The sequence below is a fragment of the Paenibacillus sp. FSL E2-0178 genome (assembly GCF_038593005.1).
In the GTDB taxonomy this organism is placed as follows: domain Bacteria; phylum Bacillota; class Bacilli; order Paenibacillales; family Paenibacillaceae; genus Paenibacillus_AQ; species Paenibacillus_AQ phytohabitans.
The window spans coordinates 4,808,143-4,825,299 of sequence record NZ_CP151953.1 but is presented as its reverse complement, the minus strand read 5'-3'; the positions used below and the strand labels follow the sequence as shown (position 1 = coordinate 4,825,299).

At 48.6% G+C, this 17,157-nt stretch carries 19 protein-coding genes; 7 read left to right on the top strand and 12 right to left on the bottom strand.

The features are described from left to right. Window positions 1–25: 25 nt before the first annotated feature. Together MHI42_RS20945 and MHI42_RS20940 are read right to left on the bottom strand one after the other, a co-directional pair. On the bottom strand, window positions 26–1,234 hold the full coding sequence (locus MHI42_RS20945) for a hypothetical protein (RefSeq protein WP_342420530.1): 1,209 nt from the start codon (window positions 1,232–1,234) through the stop codon (window positions 26–28). Then, window positions 1,224–1,667: an SMI1/KNR4 family protein gene (locus tag MHI42_RS20940; protein ID WP_171717719.1), complete on the bottom strand. Its 444-nt coding sequence runs from the start codon at window positions 1,665–1,667 to the stop codon at window positions 1,224–1,226. The genes MHI42_RS20945 and MHI42_RS20940 overlap by 11 nt, the downstream gene beginning before the upstream one ends. 155 nt (window positions 1,668–1,822) lie before the next feature. Here MHI42_RS20940 and MHI42_RS20935 point away from each other — a divergent pair, with 155 nt between their 5' ends. Next, window positions 1,823–2,449: a pentapeptide repeat-containing protein gene (locus tag MHI42_RS20935; RefSeq protein ID WP_342420529.1), complete on the top strand. Its 627-nt coding sequence runs from the start codon at window positions 1,823–1,825 to the stop codon at window positions 2,447–2,449. Window positions 2,450–2,573: 124 nt separating this feature from the next. Here the strand turns inward: MHI42_RS20935 and MHI42_RS20930 are convergent, their stop codons facing one another. From MHI42_RS20930 to MHI42_RS20905, 6 genes are all read right to left on the bottom strand, one after another. Next, on the bottom strand, window positions 2,574–2,939 hold the full coding sequence (locus MHI42_RS20930; RefSeq protein ID WP_042140539.1) for a GntR family transcriptional regulator: 366 nt from the start codon (window positions 2,937–2,939) through the stop codon (window positions 2,574–2,576). Continuing rightward, window positions 2,936–3,592: an ABC-2 transporter permease gene (locus tag MHI42_RS20925; protein WP_042140540.1), complete on the bottom strand. Its 657-nt coding sequence runs from the start codon at window positions 3,590–3,592 to the stop codon at window positions 2,936–2,938. The genes MHI42_RS20930 and MHI42_RS20925 overlap by 4 nt, the downstream gene beginning before the upstream one ends. Next, on the bottom strand, window positions 3,585–4,439 hold the full coding sequence (locus MHI42_RS20920) for an ABC transporter ATP-binding protein (protein WP_342420528.1): 855 nt from the start codon (window positions 4,437–4,439) through the stop codon (window positions 3,585–3,587). The genes MHI42_RS20925 and MHI42_RS20920 overlap by 8 nt, the downstream gene beginning before the upstream one ends. 104 nt (window positions 4,440–4,543) lie before the next feature. Further along, complete coding sequence (locus MHI42_RS20915; RefSeq protein WP_342420527.1) at window positions 4,544–5,800, bottom strand: acyltransferase; 1,257 nt, start codon at window positions 5,798–5,800, stop codon at window positions 4,544–4,546. A gap of 146 nt (window positions 5,801–5,946) precedes the next feature. Next, window positions 5,947–7,470 carry a malate dehydrogenase (quinone) gene (mqo, locus tag MHI42_RS20910; RefSeq protein ID WP_342420526.1) on the bottom strand — a complete coding sequence of 508 codons (1,524 nt, stop codon included), beginning with the start codon at window positions 7,468–7,470 and terminating at the stop codon, window positions 5,947–5,949. Window positions 7,471–7,656: 186 nt separating this feature from the next. After that, entirely contained in the window at window positions 7,657–8,802 is a 1,146-nt protein-coding gene (locus tag MHI42_RS20905; RefSeq protein WP_342420525.1) for a hypothetical protein, read from the bottom strand. Window positions 8,803–9,015: 213 nt separating this feature from the next. Between MHI42_RS20905 and MHI42_RS20900 the strand changes: the two genes are divergently transcribed. Continuing rightward, window positions 9,016–10,086, top strand: a complete 1,071-nt coding sequence (locus MHI42_RS20900; RefSeq protein WP_171717726.1) for a trifunctional transcriptional activator/DNA repair protein Ada/methylated-DNA--[protein]-cysteine S-methyltransferase — start codon at window positions 9,016–9,018, stop codon at window positions 10,084–10,086. Then, entirely contained in the window at window positions 10,070–10,846 is a 777-nt protein-coding gene (locus MHI42_RS20895) for an isocitrate lyase/phosphoenolpyruvate mutase family protein (protein WP_171717727.1), read from the top strand. The genes MHI42_RS20900 and MHI42_RS20895 overlap by 17 nt, the downstream gene beginning before the upstream one ends. Before the next feature lie 142 nt (window positions 10,847–10,988). Here MHI42_RS20895 and MHI42_RS20890 read toward each other — a convergent pair whose 3' ends face one another. Beyond that, window positions 10,989–12,158: a discoidin domain-containing protein gene (locus MHI42_RS20890; RefSeq protein ID WP_342420524.1), complete on the bottom strand. Its 1,170-nt coding sequence runs from the start codon at window positions 12,156–12,158 to the stop codon at window positions 10,989–10,991. 292 nt (window positions 12,159–12,450) lie between these two features. Between MHI42_RS20890 and MHI42_RS20885 the strand changes: the two genes are divergently transcribed. Both MHI42_RS20885 and MHI42_RS20880 read left to right on the top strand, forming a co-directional pair. Continuing rightward, window positions 12,451–12,801, top strand: a complete 351-nt coding sequence (locus tag MHI42_RS20885; protein ID WP_171717730.1) for an AbrB/MazE/SpoVT family DNA-binding domain-containing protein — start codon at window positions 12,451–12,453, stop codon at window positions 12,799–12,801. Next, a complete protein-coding gene (locus MHI42_RS20880; RefSeq protein ID WP_342420523.1) occupies window positions 12,798–14,507 on the top strand; it encodes an AarF/ABC1/UbiB kinase family protein in 1,710 nt (569 codons plus the stop codon). Before MHI42_RS20885 ends, MHI42_RS20880 begins: the two co-directional genes overlap by 4 nt. Before the next feature lie 40 nt (window positions 14,508–14,547). Here MHI42_RS20880 and MHI42_RS20875 read toward each other — a convergent pair whose 3' ends face one another. Next, entirely contained in the window at window positions 14,548–14,691 is a 144-nt protein-coding gene (locus MHI42_RS20875) for a hypothetical protein (protein ID WP_171717732.1), read from the bottom strand. 52 nt (window positions 14,692–14,743) lie between these two features. Next, window positions 14,744–15,541, bottom strand: a complete 798-nt coding sequence (locus MHI42_RS20870) for a DNA-binding protein (protein WP_342420522.1) — start codon at window positions 15,539–15,541, stop codon at window positions 14,744–14,746. A 216-nt stretch (window positions 15,542–15,757) separates the two neighbouring features. Here MHI42_RS20870 and MHI42_RS20865 point away from each other — a divergent pair, with 216 nt between their 5' ends. After that, window positions 15,758–16,015 carry a helix-turn-helix transcriptional regulator gene (locus MHI42_RS20865; protein ID WP_342420521.1) on the top strand — a complete coding sequence of 86 codons (258 nt, stop codon included), beginning with the start codon at window positions 15,758–15,760 and terminating at the stop codon, window positions 16,013–16,015. 51 nt (window positions 16,016–16,066) lie between these two features. Here MHI42_RS20865 and MHI42_RS20860 read toward each other — a convergent pair whose 3' ends face one another. After that, on the bottom strand, window positions 16,067–16,519 hold the full coding sequence (locus tag MHI42_RS20860; RefSeq protein WP_171717735.1) for a VOC family protein: 453 nt from the start codon (window positions 16,517–16,519) through the stop codon (window positions 16,067–16,069). A gap of 141 nt (window positions 16,520–16,660) precedes the next feature. On the opposite strand from MHI42_RS20860, the gene MHI42_RS20855 reads away from it, so the two are divergent. Further along, window positions 16,661–17,131, top strand: coding sequence for a pyridoxamine 5'-phosphate oxidase family protein (locus MHI42_RS20855; RefSeq protein ID WP_076099768.1), 471 nt, complete (start codon window positions 16,661–16,663; stop codon window positions 17,129–17,131). Window positions 17,132–17,157: the final 26 nt, after the last annotated feature.

The following is a 17,157-nucleotide window of genomic DNA, read 5'->3' as shown; positions in this document are numbered from 1 at the left end:
AACCCCTCCTTCATGTACTCATTCTTCAGTAATCGCGCGCTGCATCGAACCAGCGCTGGGCCATCTCCTCTGTTATAGGCTGGCCAATTTGATGTTCAGACTGGCTGAGTTGCCACACCGCTTCGCTAAGGTCTTCGCGTTCTGTGGTTTCGATGCCCTTGAGGGTATTGAAGCGTACGGTAAAAGCAGTAATGGCAGCCTCTGCATCGTGGAAGCTGCGGACCTTCGCCAACGCTGCCTGGGCAGTGCTGTAAGCTTCGTTAGCCAGCTTGGCCAGACGTTTAGGCCAGGATGAGAACGGGCGGCCATACTCGGCCGTCCACCACTCCGGCTTTCGCAATTGGCTCACCGAAGCATGCTCGGTCCACGGGCGGATGTTAGCGCGTGCTTTCATTTGCTGCCTGAGGCGCTTGCCCGCAAGCTCTTCCACATTGTAGGCGATAAACCTGCTAAGCTGCGGCCAGGCACTCAAGGGCGGCAACCCCTCCAAATCCGGCATGAAACGCAGCTCCAGATTTCTTAACCGGACATGACGGGCCAACAGGTCCAGGCCGCAGAAGTTCCCCCACAAACTCAGTGAGTCAAGGCCCGGGAACCGGTCCAGACACTCCAGCGAGATGGGCTGTCCCAGCGGCGCATTCTGTAGCGTCAGGCTTGTCACTTGGTGCAATTCACCCAGGCCGGGCAACAAGAACGGAGCATCATTCTTGCGCCTGCTAGTGCGTGGCGCCAGTGTCAGAGAAGATGGCACACCGCCCGTAGCCGACAAGTGTGATAGATTACCGGACACACTCAGGCGGAAATCACGCTCCGGAAGCCGCAGGGTCAGGTGCCCCCCGGACGGTTTCAGCACGATATGCAAGCCGTGAATAGAGGATTTGCTGGCGTCTGCTGCCATGTCTGCAGACAGGCTGGGTGTCCAAGTCAGCTCTTCAACGGGGCGTTCCTGCGCCCAGTCAAAGAAGCCCGTATTATCTCCTGTATAGTGCAGAAATCGCGGCCAGGGCGAGCCGGCCGGCGTGGCGAAGGCATCGAATACGGTCCAATCAATCTGCGCGTCAGGCTCAACATGAAGCTCGGCCTTCTTCCCCAATTCCGCAGGTCCGATGGAAAGACTGCCCACCCCAGGCTGAATGGCGAGAGTGTGACTTCGCGGGCCTGTCAGGTCGATGGGATAACGGCCAGCTTCTCTAACCGAACCGGCAGGAGGACGAGCTTGGTTATCACCATTCATAGAAATTATCCTCGATCAATTCCTCGAAAGAGTCTGCTAATAGCTTGCTCTCCCCGCTATCGTGATAACAGATGGTAACCTTTCCTGCCGGATCAATGAGTATCGGATCGCCGGAGCCATCCATGGAAATAACATAACAGGTTGCTAGAAGCTCTGCAAAAGGATGGTTCTTAAATTGCTCCCGGAACCCCAGCGTCAAATCAACAACGGTTTCGTTCCCGAGGCTAGAGCCATTCGAAAATGCATGTATTGCAAGACCTGCATATGCTCCCCCAAACATTTTGATAAAGTCTATGTAGTCCTCATGAAAGCTTACATTCAGCTGCTGCTGTGCTTTAACGATTTCCTCTGGGCTCGCCGGAATACCTAGTAATGATCTGTTATCCTCCCGGTGGAGAAAAACTTCCAATCGCTTCATTAACGCATCCTTCATAGATAATCTCCTTCCAGCCACAGGTAATCCTGCGCCTCTGGCTACAGTCATATTAATTATATAAACTGTATGGAGCTCTTTTCACCTTTTTTTGGCAAAGGCGGCATTATTACATATAATCGTCATAAGAGCTATGCATCAGAGGAGGATCTATATTGAACAAGAAATCACTCATTGCAAGATGGAACGATGACCAGCTTAATGAAGTGAACCGGTTGCTCTCCGCTGTTACAGGCAAACCTAATCTGCATCAAAAAGACCGCTCTTTTCCATCCTCCCCCTATGGACAAAATGAGGCTGGGCTTGAGGATTACCGGGGAGTTACCCTGACTGAGACCATACAATACCTGACAGTGCAGGATGCCGATCTGTCTTATGCACGTTTCGATGACTCTGCAAGCTTGAACACCTCAACCTTTACAAATTGTTGCTTTGACGGGGTTAAACTGGATAGCAGATATGTGACTCATACCTTCAGCCACTGTTCTTTCCGGGGAGCCAAGCTGAATAATGCCAGGATCAGCAAGGAGTTCACCAATTGCGATTTTACAGGCTGCAACTTAAGTAAAGTGATAGCGAGCGATGTATCGTTCACACGCTGCCGTTTTGCCAACGCTAACTTTCGCGGCGCCTTATTGTTGTATTGCCGGTTCGAGGAATGCAGCTTTGATGGAGCTTTCTTTCAGGACGGCTCGGTAGCCGGAAGCCGCTTTACGGGAGAGGCAGGCCTGCTCCCTGTTTGGGGCAATACGATACTGGACAATGTAAAAATCCATGAATGATGTCTGCTTGAAGCAATGAGCAGCCTACTACCCTTAATCATAGATTAAGCGCTACAGTCAAGCCAGGCTACAGCAAAACGCACAAGCGAATGGCTTGTGCGTTTGCTTATACCGCCTTTAACTATTAATAAATCTTCTTCAGCAGCCCCATCACTTCATCCAGGGTGAGGCCAAAGGACTTGTAGTAGGAGGTGTCGCTCTCCATTTGCTTCAGGATCATTTCGTTGCGTATCCGCAGCATCTCCTCCTGCGAGAATTCGGCTACAAAACATCCTTTACCTGTTACCGTGTTGATCAGACTGCTTCGCTCAAGCTCTTCCCAGGCTTTCTTAACGGTGATCACACTAACATGCAGCTCCAGGGCTGCCTGCCGGATGGGCGGCAGACAATATCCGCTTTCCAGCTCTCCCTTCAGAATTTGTGCACTGATCTGTTCGTACAGCTGCTGATAAATCGGTTTCTCCGATGTGTTCGAAATTGTTACATTCATAATATCTCCACTTTCAGAAATCTCTTTACCGCTATCTTATAGGCAATCAGCGTGAATGCAATGAAAATGATAATACCTGCGATCAGAATGGAAAGCTGCAGCGCCGTATTATCCGTCCCTGAGCCATAGAAAATGTCATTTACCCAGGGACTTTGGATTCCGGCCCATTGGGCCAATCCGGCAAATAGTATAGCAGCCGTGGTGGATGCGGTCGTTGCCGCGCCATACTTATACGCCGTCTTGTAATACATGGATATAAATAGGATGTTGAAGATGGCCAGCATGATGAAACATAAGCCCCAAAAACCCATATGCGGTGGATAGAAAATGTAAGTCAGATGAGGGTACAAGCGAAACGTAAATATACTGAAGACCATGGCAGCGAGAAGATGCATGAGTTCAAGAATGACGACAACGATTATCCGGGAACTCACGATGTCTGTTTTGGTCACGGGCATCATCGTGCTGAACATCAGATCATTCTGGCTTTTGAATCCGCCAAACATGTTCGGTATCGTTATGAAGCAGAAATACAGCGGGACGATAAAGTAGACCCAACCGGGAATAAGCATCAATCCCCCCATAATTAAGGGTAATACGAAGAACCACGGGTTTACGCCTAATTTCAAATCCTTCATCACCAAATTATACATATACATTCTCCTTTTTCGCAAAGTAGATCATGATTTCATCAAGACTCGGCGTGGTTGCCCTCAGGCTGGAGGATGGATCAATGTCTTTGGTATGAATCAATCCGGTAAAGCCGAACGAGTTGATTTTGTAGGAAATCAACTGCTCCTTCACTTCGCTTAATTGGGCTTCGCTGCCGCTGAGCAAACGGTAAGACTCCTTTAATTCGTTTTTCTCGGAGCTGGCAATAATTTGCCCTTGTTCAATGAAGGTTATATAATCCGCACATCGTTCTAAGTCGGAGGTAATATGAGTAGAGAAAAGAATGCTGATCTCGCCGCCAATGATGAGCTCCTGAAAGATATCGAGCAGATCGTCTCTGGAGACCGGATCGAGTCCGCTGGTCGGTTCATCCAGGATGAGCAGCTTTGCGCCATGCGATAAAGCAAGGGCCAAGCTGTACTTTACCTTCATTCCCCGGGACAGCTCCGCTATTTTTTTGTTCTCATCCAGCTTGAACCGCTTGAGATAATTGTAGTACGTTTCATCATTCCAATTCTTATAGAACTTCTTGGTAATATCGGTCAGCGTCTTGATCTTGCTGCGTGTATAGAAATCGATATCACCGAATGCGCATCCGATCTCCTGCTTCAATTCAATCTCGTGATTAGCGATGTTCTTGCCAAGAATGTATATCTCGCCGCTATCGACATGAACCATGTTCAAGATCGATTTGATCGTGGTCGTTTTACCGGCGCCATTGGCCCCGATGAACCCCATAATATAGCCCTTCTCCAATTGAAAAGATACATTCTTGATCTGAAAGTGCGGATATTTTTTATTTAAATTTCGAATATCTAATGCCAGCATACCCTACCTCCTCAACAAATTGTGTATTCCGTATATACACAATGTATCACGAGTCCTTGGCAAAAGTCAACGGGTACCACAAGCAGCACAGCATGAGCGCTGACTTATGCGGCACTAACCGATGATGCCTCCTTGTGCTTGCGCCGGAAGAACGGCATGCCTTTGGACCAATGGATGAACGGCCGCTCTATGACATAATAAGAGACTGCCGCCGCCGCATACGAGATGACGAGGACGGTTACACTGATGCCGAGCCAGCGCCACACATCCCTAATCCCGGAATAGTGATAATCCGCTATGCCATACTTCTCGATTAGCGTGATGAACAAGTAATGCCAAATATACAGGCCGAACGAAATCTTCGCGGTAAACCGGAAAAAGCGGTTATCCAGCAAACGCCCTACGATCACGCTGAACGGTGCTGACAGCAGTACGATTCCGAACAAAATGGCATAAGCCGGGAAGTAATAGGGCTGGTGCTGGAGGCTGAAGTCAAATTCGCCCTGGTGGCGCATACGCCAGATTAGTAGACCGGCAAGACCCAAAGCGGCGGCTCCGGCTGCATCGAACACCCCAAGCTTGCGTAACCGCTCCACCTTAGCACCAAGCTGCATGAACGCGGTCGTTATACCGGCAGCCAGGATGCCGATAGCGAAGTGGCCGAAGAATCCGACCGGATTGTAATTCGGCATCCAGTATTTCGCACCGCCAATCTGGCCATAATCCCAGCCCCGGCCCTGCCCGCTTGGCGTAAACCACTGATGGACGAGGGAGTTTATGGCAAGCACCAATCCAAACGCGGCTACCCAGAACAAGATCGCTTTTCCGAACGAACGCCGCTTGCCGAGCACAAACAATACAGCCATAAACACAGGCATAAGCAAGTAGCTAAACACCTCGAAGCTGATCGACCAGAACGGCCCATTCAAGTCAGACGGGAAAAAGGTTGTATAGTGAAAGCCTGACGTAAACGTGAATCCCGTTAGGATTCGCCGCCACAGGAACTCCGTAGGAATGTCCAGCCTCCATACGAGCAACAGACAAACCAGGAATGATACATAGAAGCCGGGCATAATTCTTGCAGCGCGGCGTACGGCATACGTCCGGATGGACGGATACGGCTTATTTTCCAGATAAGCGCTCCAAAAGGGGAACGACAGCAAAAATCCGCTTAACAGGAAAAACAAGCTGACCCCGCTGTTCCCAAGCAAGAGCACCGACTGCACTTCTTGAAGCCAGGGCTTTTGTGCGGGCATCGCCAGCTTTTGTGACAGATGATGCAGGATGACAGACAGGCAAGCGATCGCACGAATGCCATCCGCTCCTGCTAACCGGGTACGGCCTAACTGAATCTTGGACATCAGCTACATTCCCTCTTTCCCTCAATAACTTGATTCCAGGCACTCACATATTTCCATAAATAATAGAAAAACCCTTCAACGCTTCGAGGGAATCATTCCGCGCACAAAAAAAGAACCTTCCGCACCGGGAAAGTTCTCACCTGCTCCTATGAATGCTTTACCTTAATCTGCTGCACAGGCTCCCCTGGTCCATTCGTCAGCCCTAGCGACTCTGCTGCTAGAGTATTGATTTTGTTCAAGAGCTCTGTGTTGCCCTGCAGAGACAGGCCGTAGGAAGGGATCATTCGTTTGATCTTCGGCTCCCAGGCCTCAATATGCTGCGGGAAGCATTTGCTGATGACCTCCAGCATGACAGAAACGGCGGTAGAGGCCCCAGGAGAAGCGCCCAGCAATGCGGCTATTGAGCCATCGGCACTGCTGATTACTTCCGTACCGAATTGAAGTGTACCTTTGCCGGCAGCCGTATCTTTAATAATCTGTACACGCTGGCCCGCCACCACCAGATCCCAATCCCCGCTTTTGGCGTTCGGGACAAATTCCCGTAAGGCTTCCATCCGCTGCTCTTTTGACAGCATGACTTGCCCGATCAAATATTTGGTCAATTGCATATTCTTGGCGCCTGCCGCCAGCATCGTGACGAGATTGCCCGGCTTAACGGAGGTGACCAGATCAAACATCGAGCCGTACTTCAGAAACTTGGGCGAGAAGCCGGCAAACGGTCCGAAGAACAACGATTCTTGCTTGTCGATCACCCTTGTATCCAGATGCGGAACAGACATTGGGGGCGCACCGACCGCTGCTTTACCGTATACCTTGGCATGATGCTGCGCCACAATCTCCTGCTTCCGGCACACCATAAACAGTCCGCTTACCGGGAATCCGCCAATCCCTCTGCCCTCCGGAATACCGGATTTCTGCAGCAGATGCAGGCTTCCTCCCCCGCCCCCGATGAAGACGAATTTTGCCGTATGCCGCTCAGCAGCGCCGTTGCCGGCATTCCGCACCTTAAGCTCCCAAGAGCCGTCCTTCGTACGCTTAAGGTCCTCAACCTGATGGTTGAACCGGATATCGACGTTGTTGCTCTGCAAGTGGCCGAACAGGATGCGTGTCAGCGCGCCGAAGTTAACATCCGTTCCCGACTCCATCCGGGTAGCCGCCGCGGGTTGGCCTAGTGTCCGGTTCTTCATCATCAGCGGAATCCATTTCATCAGCTGCGCCGGATCAGCGGAGAATTCCATGCCTTGAAACAGCGGGTGTCCTGAAAGCGCTTCAAATCTTTTTTGTAAAAAGGTTACGTCTGTCTGTCCTTCGACAAAGCTCATATGTGGTACGGGTACGATAAATTCCTGCGGATCTTGTATGCGTCTGCTGTTCACCAGATAAGACCAGAATTGCTTCGAGAACTGAAACTCCTCATTCACCTTGATAGCCTTGCTAATGTCGATAGATCCATCCGGCTGCTCCGTGGTGTAGTTAAGCTCGCACAATGAAGAATGCCCCGTTCCCGCATTGTTCCATTCATTGGAGCTCTCCTCCCCGGCACCTGCACGCCGCTCAAACACAGTGATTCTCCAATCAGGCACTAATTCCTTAAGCAGTGAACCCAGTGTTGCACTCATGATTCCGGCACCAATTAAAATCACGTCTGTTTTGGTCTGTTGGTTGCTCATATTCTACCGTCCTTCTACCCTACGATTTGCAGGAAGGATGCAGGCACTCCTGCTCTGGCACGCATAATTTGGCCACACACCTGCTTGGGATCAATTCTGATCTTAGTGTATCACTATTGAATATAAATTTTAAGATTTATCTAATATTTTATGAAAACAATGTTTATGGAAATGCTTCCTAACCGTTCAGTCTGCAATGAATTGCTGTGTGGAATGCATGCCCTCCCAAATATTTCCGTTAGACAGATGATATTCTCTCTCCACTGAACCGTCTGTTCTGGTGTAATTGATCACAAAGACCTGGCCTTTCTCAATCAGCATCGGGTATTGATCGTAAGGAAGTACATTTTCATCCAGTGGCAGGTCTTTGACATCTTCATACGCATCCTCCAACCGCCAAAACTCCCGATAGGCATAATCCTTGAACCCGCTTAAGTCCTCCTTTCCAAAATACGATGCCGCATACTTCTTGCCCCGTAAGGTAATATCATCTACTCTCGAAGGTTCAATATCTTTAGTAATCCAGCTTAGGTCCTCGGAATGAAGGTTGCTGCCATAGTGCTTCTGTAGCTGATTGGCCATACAAGGGATGGATTGGGTACTATAGTCCATTCCATCAAGCCTTACATGTGCTGAGCCGTAAATGCCCATGACGCTCTCACTGCCCAGCTTTTCAAATTCGCGGATAAAATTTGCAGTCATCATGTTTTCCCGGTATACGCCGTCATCCTTGCTGTAAAATAACTGCCCTTGCTGAATCGCTTCTTTTGTTAAAGTATAGCTCTCCGATCCTGTCAGATCGTTTGCCTCAAGATAAGACAAGAACCGGCTCCCGGTCGAATCATACTGATGCCCGATATCTGTGCCGTGGAAAACCGTCTCAGGACATTCGCTTTTTATTTTTTGGTAAAAGGCCTTGGTATATGGACTATGAACTGCGGTTCCCTCCCAATCCTCATAAATCTGCTCCAGAAGTTCGTCATTGTCCGAATGCATCCATAGGTTCAAATATTCAGCGGTAAAATAGGACAGCTCGACGAACAAGTGTCTCAGGCCCTCGTTATGATAGTATTCAGACCATAATTCATACTCCTTGTCCATAATCTTGGCATTGCCATGCGCTTCACCGTACAGATAGATGCTGCCGGAGGCTTGCGTTACCACTGGCGTTTCCTGGGTTGGCTGCACAGACATGCTCGCTGTCTCACTTACAGAGGAGTTGCTGCAGGCTGCAAGGCTGCTGGCCGCCATGGCAATGATTAGGCCAAGCAGCAAAGGGCGTGCAAGCATTTTTTTCACTTTGGTTAAGCAGGTAAACTTGTTGTCATTCATAAACAGTGATCAACCTTTCATGGTTAAGAATTTCTTAAATTCCAATTTCAAATCATTACCATTAATCATAAAATAAGAGAGACACTAGTGCTGCAGCAAAACGCACAAGCCAGTGTTTCCCCATTCGAATACAAAATAAGTGCCTGATTTTCGGCTACGGTCATCGTTAGCAAGGGGTATACTAAACTCATCCTTAAATATGTAGGTGTGATCATGATCCATAATGAGGAACGTAAAGCCGAATATTATCAAGCTCTGCTCGAGAAAAAATCTGACTACGAAGGTGTCTTCTATGTCGGCGTCACCTCCACCGGCGTATTTTGCCGTCCGACTTGTCCCGCCAGGAAACCAAAGTACGATAACTGTGAGTTCTACGAGACCGCGCAGCAGGCACTGCTGGCTTCCTTCCGCCCCTGTCAGCGCTGCCGTCCCTTGTCGCATCCCAATCATGTCTCTGATATCGTCCGGCTGCTTGTCGAGGCCGTTGAGCAGAACCCGGAGAAGCGCTGGAAGGGACAAGACTTCAAAGAGCTATCCATTGATGAATCCACTGCCCGCCGTCAATTTAAAAAGCGCTTTGGTATGACCTTCGTTGAGTACGCCAGGTCTCGTCGAATGGGACTCGCTTTGAAGAGCATCCGGTCGGGAGGGAAGATTATCGATACACAATTAGCCTCCGGCTATGATTCCAGCAGCGGATTCCGGGATGCCTTCTCCCGCATTATGGGCGCAGCGCCTACTCGGTTAGAGGATAGCCTTATTCTTAGAGCATCGTGGCTGGACACGCCGCTCGGCCCCATGATGGCAGTAGCGGACGACAGTGGGCTGTATCTCCTGGAGTTCGTAGACCGCCGGGGTCTGGAACGCGAGGTTGAACGGTTAAGGACAAGATTAAAGGCGGCGATTATACCCGGACAGACACCCCCCATTCAGTCGATGGAGAGAGAGCTGAGTCAATTTTTTGAGGGAACGTTAACCGAATTTAAGACGCCTCTCCATCTGGTGGGATCGCCTTTTCAGAAGAGCGTGTGGGAACAGCTAAAGAAAATTCCACCGGGCGAAACCCGTTCTTACGCAGATATCGCACTGGCGCTTGGCAAGCCCGCCGCCTATCGTGCGGTAGCACAAGCGAATGGAGCCAATCAAATAGCCATCGTCATTCCCTGTCATCGCGTAATTAACACCAGCGGCAAACTCGGCGGGTATGGCGGCGGAGTCGCACGCAAAGAATGGCTGCTAAATCATGAGAAAATCGGAGGTCAATACAATGAAAAGTCAACTTGAACAGGCACGGAAGCTTCACGAATTGCACAGAAGCGGCAGCCCGCTAGTCCTCGTCAATGCCTGGGATGCCGGAAGCGCACAAATTATTCAAGGAGCGGGGGGCCAGGTTATTGCTACCGGCAGTTGGTCTGTAGCTGCAGCGCATGGATACGATGATGGGGAGAAGCTTCCTTTCGAGCTCGTTCTATCCAATCTTCAGCGGATTAGCAATAGTGTAGATCTGCCCATTACCATTGATATAGAAGGCGGTTATGGACCTTCTCCGGAGATTATCAAGAACAATGTGCTGAGAATCATCGGGTGCGGAGCCGTAGGCGTCAATCTTGAAGATCAGAAGATCCATGAACCGGGACTACACTCCATAGAGGAGCAAGTCTTGCGTATCGCAGCTGTGCGGGAAGCCGCTGAGGAGGCATCGATTCCTCTTTTTATTAATGCTCGTACCGATATCTTCTTACAGACCGCCGCCCGCGAGCATGATGAGACTCACCTGGAAGCTGCCCTTCAAAGGGCACACGCCTATGCCGAAGCCGGCGCTCACGGAATCTTCGTGCCGGGCTTGTGTAATGAAATGCTGATCGAGAAATTATGCCAGGAGTCTTCACTACCTGTTAACGTTATGATCTCCCCGGATTCACCCCCCCTCCAGAAACTGGCATCGTTAGGCGTTGCCCGCATCAGCTACGGTCCGCGTCCCTATTTGATTTTGATGGATGCCTTAAAACAAGCTACTGTGAGAGCCCTGGATTTACAGGAATAGTCATCATCCTAACCTAGGAGATCCCCAAAAAAACGGCTGGTCAGGTTTCCCTGAGCCAGCCGTTTTTTGATTATATTCTACAGATCAACAAGCGAACTATATTACTATCCTTCGCACGACTTCTCGAAAAAATCCCTTACAGTCAAATAGAACCTGGTCCGTATACCTCAAACTCAAAGATTCTGGCCGCAGGGTTCGTGGTTTGTGTAGGCGCCGTTACGTTCAGCTTAATATACCGGGCCGATACTACTGTTATATTGTTTACCGTAATACCAAGCGTATTATTGGTTACGTTGACCACCGTGCTCCAGTTCGTACCATCGGTGCTGACCTGAATATTGTAGGCCTTCGTATTATAAGAGGCGGTCTCTCCCCCTTCCGATGCATGCTTGATGACAAATTGATTGACTTGCTTCACGGAGCCGAGATCGATCTGCAGCCAGCGGTTGCCGGACTTGGAGCACCATTTGCTGTCATTGATGACGCTGCCTTCCACTGCTTTGTCCGCAGTCTGCGAGGCGTTGCATGTACTGTCAACCGTCGCTGGTTTATTTAATGCTAAATTTGGAGGTCCGTATACCTCAAACTCATAGATTCTTGCCGCAGGGTTAGTGGTTTGCGTAGGCGTTGTAACGTTCAACTTGATATATCTTGCTGATACTGAAGCGATATTATCTACCGTTACGCTTTTCATATTATTGGTCACTTTGACTACTGTACTCCAGTTCGTACCATCGGTGCTGACCTGAATATTGTAAGCTTTCGTGTTATAGGAAGGGGTCTCCCCGCCTTCTGCTGCATGCTTGATGACGAATTGGTTCACTTGCTTCACGGAGCCAAGATCGATCTGCAGCCAGCGGTTGCCGGACTTGGAGCACCATTTGCTATCATTGATGACGCTGCCTTCCACGGCTTTGGCCGCAGTCTGCGAGGCGTTGCACGTACTGTCAACCGTCGCGGGTCTGTTCAATGCCAAATTCGGAGTCAATGTAGTAGCGCCGCACAGCATATTTTCTCCCGTAGCCGCCCATTTTGCATACAGCGTTAGATTTCTGGTGATTAGATCTGATCCACTATAGGCTTGCGTCAGCGCACTGTCGTAGTACCAGCCTGCGAAGCTGAAGCACTCCTTCACCGGAGTATACTGAAACACCAATTTACCTCCGGACGCCGATACAAGTTGCGGGGCAATCGTGGAGCCTCCGTTCGTCTCATAAGTCACGACTAGTTGCGTGGGAGTCCCCCCTTGATCGCCTCCGGCAATTACAGGAGTCCCTAACGTCATTAACGAAACGATGATAGCTACCACCATCAAGTAACCTCTTATTTTCGCCGTAATCCTTTTCTTTCCCTCACTAATTCCTGAGCCTTCCATCATTCGAGCCCCTTTCTCCTACCTTAATGATTACGGATTTTTGCACCATTCATAAGGGTATTCACAGTAACGCGGAAGAATGCTTGTTTATCGCCGAGCTAGAACAGTATTTTTAGACAAATTTCAGACAAATAACGGATTGTAGACTTTAGCAAACAACATTCATTGATGATATGATTAGTATGAAACATCATACTGGTGCAGATTTATCATCTAAGGAGAGATTAGAATGCAGCAAAAAAAAGAAAATAGTCACGGATTCGGGCATGGCAAAGTGCTGGGAACAACCTCAATGGGCGAGCGGGGACAAGTTGTTATTCCTAGAGAAGCAAGGGAAGAGCTTGATATCAAGCCAGGTGAGAAATTCATCGTTTTCGGAAATAAGCGTAAGGGCGCTGTCATTCTGGTCAAAGCCGAAATGTTCAACAAATTTGCCGATTTCTTCATGAGCGCTTCGAAAAAGTTCGAAAGTATGGCCCAAGCGATCTTTGATAAAAGCACTACTACTTCAGAAGATGAAGATGATGCTCAGGAGCCTGTGACCGCTGAAAAAGGACCTGAGGTAGATGAAAAAGAATGAGCGAATTCTTTAAATTAATGAAGGATCTCCGGTTCAGAAGAACCATGCGGATGATTTTTAAGTTCGCCTGGGATTTCTGGTGGCTGGGCAAGCAAAAGTATTTTATTCCGGGACGGCGCTTAGAGGCGAAAACAAAAGCCTTATATCGAAAGCAGGCAGCGTATTTTACGAAGACCGCCATGGACATGGGTGGCTTAATTATCAAGCTTGGGCAGCATGTTAGTGCGCAGGTGGATATTTTGCCGAAAGAAGTTATTGATGAATTGTCCAAGCTGCAGGATTCCGTAGAATTCGTAGATTATTCTGAGATTAAGCACAAGGTAGAGAGCGAACTCGGAGTATCCATTAGCGAAATTTTTGCTGAGTTTAGTACAACTCCTATCGCAGCAGCTTCCTTAGGACAGGTGCATCGGGCGACCTTACGAACAGGTGAAGAAGTCGCAGTGAAAGTGATGCGTCCCGGGGTCGAGGACATTATCGCCATTGATTGGAGATCCATACAGGTTGCTATTTCGTTATTGAAACGCCAGACGAAGATTGCAGACTTCATGGACCTGGATGCGGTGTATGCTGAGTTTCACGATACTGTTATGGACGAGCTCGATTATGAGCAAGAGGGACGAAATGCAGAAGAATTCCAGCTGCAGTTCATCCATCGGGATGATATCGTGGTTCCAGGCATTCATTGGTCCTATACCACTTCGAAAGTTCTAACCATGGAGTTTCTGGAGGGTGTAAAAATCAACGATTTTGCCCAGCTGGATGCCTGGGGTGTGGACCGGACCCAATTAGCGACATCGCTGATAGAAATTTTCGTAGAGCAGATTCTATTAGAAGGTTTCTTTCACGCGGACCCGCACCCGGGCAATGTTCTCGTCCAGCCTGACGGCACCATAGCCTTAATCGATTTTGGAATGGTCGGACGGATTGCCGGGGATATGAAGGAGCAGATGGTCGCACTTCTAATGGCCGTATATTTAAAAGATGCTCACGGCGCCATCAATGCCCTTACCCGTTTGAGATTTTTAAGACGGAATACAGATTTAGAGGTGTTCTCGAGGAATCTCACGTTATTATTTGAACAAATCAATGGGGATACGTTTGACCTTAGCTTCGTGACGTCAGGTGACAATGCGGAAGAGTTACGTGATTTCCTCTATTCTCAGCCTTTTCAGTTACCGGCAAACACAACATTTTTGGGAAAAGCCATAGGCACGGTGTATGGACTTTGTACCGGACTGGACCCCGGACTTGATTTGATTGGGACCGTTAAGCCTTATGTCGAAGAGGTTGTGCGCAGGGATCTGCGGGGAAATGTCTTCTCTAACGTTGTAGATGAAGGCAAGAGCATTCTCAAAGGGATCCTTCCTACGACCAAGAAGTTCATATCTGCAGTAGATAAAATGGATAGCGGAAATTTACGGGTAAAGCTATCGAGCTCCTTCGAGCAAAAATTGATCGATACGCAAAATAAAAATACACAGCGGATTATTGCAACCATCATCGGGGCGGTATCCCTTCTGACTGCGGCAAACCTATGGAATGAAGTGAATCATATGGTTTCTTATGGGTTGGGCACTTTGGGGCTACTCATTATGCTTAGCCAACTCAAAACAAGAGGACGCCGCCGTGCCGAAAGACACGCCAGGCAGATGAACGCCATGCGTGAGCGTAGCAGATTGGAAACGCCGAAGTCTAAGCACTAGCAAAACGCACAAGCCAATGGCTTGTGCGTTTTGCTTTGCTTCATAATAATTCTTTTAATACATTTTTCGCCTCCCGTATCTTCTCGTCATTGGCCTCACGGAGCATACCTACGATATCCTGAATATCGCTCTCTGCTGAGGTAACCATAAACTTCTCATTCTGATACGCGAACAACTGTACCAAATTAAATTCAAGCGCCTCCTGCGATAGCCTTATCCATCACGGTATTCACCATTCACCCCTTAATTAGCGCCTGAATCTCGCTGACCTGCTCCACCGTTGCCCAATCGCGCAACGATTCGAAGAGCGCCAGACTTCTTGTAGCATGACTGTCGTTCCCCGACCGATAGGCCAGTTTCACAGCCTGCACTATCTGCTCCATTGCGTCCATCATTCTTCCGGCCCGCTTATGGTAAAGCGCCAAATGATGACTGAAGCTATAACAGTGTTCTAGATTTTCATCATCCTCATATGTACTGAATTCAGCCGTTTGCTCCGCGAACATCATCAGCAACTCGTCCACATCCAACCCATACCGCAGCGTTGCCTGCAGAATCACATCCAGTCCGGGAAGTACTTCTTCTGGATTCTCCCGCAGAAAGGCAGTATAAGAATTCAGAACTTCTACCTGCCCAGATATAAGTTCAAGTGCATATCCGTTTGCTTGCGCCAGAAACCGGAATTCCTCTACAACTTCCAAGCCGTCCTCACCAAGATCCTCCAACCAGCCCATCTCGGCATACTTATCAATATACACCCGTGCCTCCTCATAATTCTCCATCTTTAGATAAGCCATCCCTCGGGTCAGATAACTGAATCCGTAATAATAGACCAAGGGATGTCCCAGCGCGATTCTCAACAGTGGCGAAGACTTAGCCTTCCGATACTGCTGCTCCTGATATAGATACTGCACACATTCGTATAATATCTCCGATGTCTCAACGACCTTGTCCCACTTCTCCAAGCGGCAAGCCATCTCTATCATCTCCACAATAACATCAAGGTTGAGTGATTTTAGAAAGGATGGGCGCACGGGTAGAGCCTCCTTTGGACTATAAGAATAATTTTCATTTTATGAAGGTACATTATCTGTGCGGTATGTTTTTGGGCTGTGTAACGTGAATCATGGAGAGACTACTGAGGAGTACAGAATGCCGTAAATATGTATATATTTTACTTTTTGTTGAATACTTTATCTGTCAAGGCTATTATATCAGATTGATAATGGACTTAAAAGGGGTTATTTTCCTTGAGTGAACCGTCCAACATCATTAAACGGGTTATCGGAAAAACCGTTAAAGCTATACGTATCAAACAAGGTCTTAGCCAAGAGGATCTGGCGCATGAATGCAATGTCGACCGATCCTATATTTCCATGATTGAGGTTGGCAGAAACGAGCCTTCCGTCACGAAAATATTTGATCTCTGCCAGGGACTGAAAATTAAGCCATCCGACTTTTTTAAGCTGATTGAGATAGAATATGATAAAGCGCATGAAAACGAGTGAACGTAAATAAGAGCGGGGCATAGGCTGTTAGCTTATGTTCCGCTCTTATCTTTATTTATTACTGAGTTGTTGCGCCAAACCGACCAGAATTCCTTCGGTTCCACGAATGTAGCAGAGCTTATACGAGTCCTCGTACTGAACCACCTCGCCAACGAGCTGAGCACCATACCTAGTGAGTCTGGATACCATTTCGTCAATGTCTTCAACGGTGAACATGACACGTAGATAACCGAGAGCATTTACAGGAGCAGTCCGGTGATCTGATATAGCAGGCGGGTTGATAAATCGCGAAAGTTCAATTCGGCTGTGACCATCAGGGGTAACCATCATAGCAATCTCTACGTATTGAGAGCCCAGCCCGGTTACGCGGCCTGCCCATTCACCTTCGACAGTGGCTCTTCCTTCGAGCTTTAGGCCAATCTCCTCGAAAAAAGAGATTGCCTCGTCCAAAGACTCGACAACGATACCGACGTTGTCCATTCTTAGTAATTTGTTTTCTGCCATAGTCTCATCTCCTTATCATTATTCATGATGACATAGATACGGGCGATTTATTATTTTATCGTATCATTCTTCACATGCACCAATATTTTACAATGATAAGCTTAACAATGTATACCTTATGACATTTTAGGAGGTAGTATAATGAGCAAGTACGACGAAGCCATGAAGCTGCTGGAAGAACAAGTGGGTAACAAGGACGGCCTGATCACTCTGTCTACCATCGCGCTGGAACCCGGGGCCAATGGTATAAGCCGTCCCGCCGCCCGCATAGTGGACGCCTATTATGAGGACGGCGCGTTCTACACCGTCACTTATGCGACCTCAGGCAAAATGCGGCAGATCGCCCAGAACCCCGAAGTCGCCGTTTGTATCATCGTCGAAAACTTTACGGCCGATGGTATCGGTGAGAACCTGGGCTGGGTATGTGACGAGAATAACGCCGAGATGATGACTAAGCTGCGCACTATATTCGCCGATTGGTATAACGAAGCCAATAACGACGAAGACCCTAACACATGTCTGCTGCGCATTCGCCTGACAAAGGGCCTGTGGAATGACGCCCATAAAGGGATCAGAAATGAGATTGACTTCATCAATAAGACGGCAAATTAAGTGATCTATGTGATAGAACAGTCAGC